This window comes from Streptomyces endocoffeicus (assembly GCF_016741935.1).
GTDB lineage: Bacteria > Actinomycetota > Actinomycetes > Streptomycetales > Streptomycetaceae > Streptomyces > Streptomyces endocoffeicus.
Window position 1 is genome coordinate 1 of sequence record NZ_JAERRG010000111.1, and the last position, 3,205, is coordinate 3,205.

The 3,205-nt window shown below is 57.0% G+C and carries 1 rRNA gene; it reads left to right on the plus strand.

Annotated features, from left to right (window positions below):
• Positions 1–62 precede the first annotated feature (62 nt).
• A 23S ribosomal RNA gene (locus JK364_RS54015) occupies positions 63–3,184 on the plus strand.
• Positions 3,185–3,205 lie beyond the last annotated feature (21 nt).

The window sequence follows — 3,205 nt, forward strand, 5'->3', positions numbered from 1 at the left end:
GGGTGTGGGTGACGGGGTACGGGTCGTTGTTTGAGAACTGCACAGTGGACGCGAGCATCTGTGGCCAAGTTTTTAAGGGCGCACGGTGGATGCCTTGGCACCAGGAACCGATGAAGGACGTGGGAGGCCGCGATAGGCCCCGGGGAGCTGTCAACCGAGCTTTGATCCGGGGGTGTCCGAATGGGGAAACCCGGCAGTCGTCATGGGCTGTCACCCGCTGCTGAACACATAGGCAGTGTGGAGGGAACGCGGGGAAGTGAAACATCTCAGTACCCGCAGGAAGAGAAAACAACCGTGATTCCGGGAGTAGTGGCGAGCGAAACTGGATGAGGCTAAACCGTATGTGTGTGATACCCGGCAGGGGTTGCGCATGCGGGGTTGTGGGAGTGAGCTTCAGTCGTCTGCCGGCGGCTGGGTGAGTCAGAAACCATTGCGATAGGCGAAGGACATGCGAAAGGTCCGGCGTAGAGGGTAAGACCCCCGTAGCTGAAATCGTAGTGGCTTGCTTGCTTATTTCCCAAGTAGCACGGGGCCCGAGAAATCCCGTGTGAATCTGGCGGGACCACCCGCTAAGCCTAAATATTCCCTGGTGACCGATAGCGGATAGTACCGTGAGGGAATGGTGAAAAGTACCGCGGGAGCGGAGTGAAATAGTACCTGAAACCGTGTGCCTACAAGCCGTGGGAGCGTCGGACATCAGCTTGCTGGTGTCTCGTGACTGCGTGCCTTTTGAAGAATGAGCCTGCGAGTTTGCGGTGTGTTGCGAGGTTAACCCGTGTGGGGAAGCCGTAGCGAAAGCGAGTCCGAATAGGGCGGTTTAGTAGCGCGCTCAAGACCCGAAGCGGAGTGATCTAGCCATGGGCAGGTTGAAGCGGAGGTAAGACTTCGTGGAGGACCGAACCCACCAGGGTTGAAAACCTGGGGGATGACCTGTGGTTAGGGGTGAAAGGCCAATCAAACTCCGTGATAGCTGGTTCTCCCCGAAATGCATTTAGGTGCAGCGTCGTGTGTTTCTTGCCGGAGGTAGAGCACTGGATAGGCGATGGGCCCTACCGGGTTACTGACCTTAGCCAAACTCCGAATGCCGGTAAGTGAGAGCGCGGCAGTGAGACTGTGGGGGATAAGCTCCATGGTCGAGAGGGAAACAGCCCAGAGCATCGACTAAGGCCCCTAAGCGTACGCTAAGTGGGAAAGGATGTGGAGTCGCAGAGACAACCAGGAGGTTGGCTTAGAAGCAGCCATCCTTGAAAGAGTGCGTAATAGCTCACTGGTCAAGTGATTCCGCGCCGACAATGTAGCGGGGCTCAAGCGTACCGCCGAAGTCGTGTCATTGCAGCATGTGGTCCAACGACCGCTGTGATGGGTAGGGGAGCGTCGTGTGCCGGGTGAAGCAGCCGCGTAAGCGAGTTGTGGATGGTTCACGAGTGAGAATGCAGGCATGAGTAGCGATACACACGTGGGAAACGTGTGCGCCGATTGACTAAGGGTTCCTGGGTCAAGCTGATCTGCCCAGGGTAAGTCGGGACCTAAGGCGAGGCCGACAGGCGTAGTCGATGGACAACCGGTTGATATTCCGGTACCCGCTTTGAAACGCCCAGTATCGAATCCTCTGATGCTAAGGCCGTGAAGCCGCCCTGATCTCTTCGGAGTTGAGGGGAGTGGTGGAGCCGCCGGTCCAAGGTGGTAGTAGGTAAGTGATGGGGTGACGCAGGAAGGTAGTCCAGCCCGGGCGGTGGTTGTCCCGGGGTAAGGGTGTAGCCCGAGGGGTAGGTAAATCCGTCCCTCATGCAGGGTGAGACCTGATGCCGAGCCGATTGTGGTGAAGTGGATGATCCTATGCTGTCGAGAAAAGCCTCTAGCGAGTTTCATGGCGGCCCGTACCCTAAACCGACTCAGGTGGTCAGGTAGAGAATACCGAGGCGTTCGGGTGAACTATGGTTAAGGAACTCGGCAAAATGCCCCCGTAACTTCGGGAGAAGGGGGGCCATTGCTGGTGATGGGATTTTCTCCTTGAGCTGGTGGTGGCCGCAGAGACCAGCGAGAAGCGACTGTTTACTAAAAACACAGGTCCGTGCGAAGCCGTAAGGCGATGTATACGGACTGACGCCTGCCCGGTGCTGGAACGTTAAGGGGACCGGTTAGTCACATTTCGGTGTGGCGAAGCTGAGAACTTAAGCGCCAGTAAACGGCGGTGGTAACTATAACCATCCTAAGGTAGCGAAATTCCTTGTCGGGTAAGTTCCGACCTGCACGAATGGCGTAACGACTTCTCGACTGTCTCAACCATAGGCCCGGTGAAATTGCATTACGAGTAAAGATGCTCGTTTCGCGCAGCAGGACGGAAAGACCCCGGGACCTTTACTATAGCTTGATATTGGTGTTCGGTTCGGCTTGTGTAGGATAGGTGGGAGACTGTGAACTCTGGACGCCAGTTCAGGGGGAGTCATTGTTGAAATACCACTCTGGTCGTGCTGGATGTCTAACCTGGGTCCGTGATCCGGATCAGGGACAGTGTCTGGTGGGTAGTTTAACTGGGGCGGTTGCCTCCTAAAGGGTAACGGAGGCGCCCAAAGGTTCCCTCAGCCTGGTTGGCAATCAGGTGTTGAGTGTAAGTGCACAAGGGAGCTTGACTGTGAGACCGACGGGTCGAGCAGGGACGAAAGTCGGGACTAGTGATCCGGCGGTGGCTTGTGGAAGCGCCGTCGCTCAACGGATAAAAGGTACCCCGGGGATAACAGGCTGATCTTCCCCAAGAGTCCATATCGACGGGATGGTTTGGCACCTCGATGTCGGCTCGTCGCATCCTGGGGCTGGAGTCGGTCCCAAGGGTTGGGCTGTTCGCCCATTAAAGCGGTACGCGAGCTGGGTTTAGAACGTCGTGAGACAGTTCGGTCCCTATCCGCTGTGCGCGTAGGAGTCTTGAGAAGGGCTGTCCCTAGTACGAGAGGACCGGGACGGACGAACCTCTGGTGTGCCAGTTGTCCTGCCAAGGGCATGGCTGGTTGGCTACGTTCGGGAGGGATAACCGCTGAAAGCATCTAAGCGGGAAGCCTGCTTCGAGATGAGGGCTCCCACCCACTTGATGGGTTAAGGCTCCCAGTAGACGACTGGGTTGATAGGCCAGATATGGAAGCCGGGTGACCGGTGGAGTTGACTGGTACTAATAGGCCGAGGGCTTGTCCTCAGTTGCTCGCGTCCACTGTGT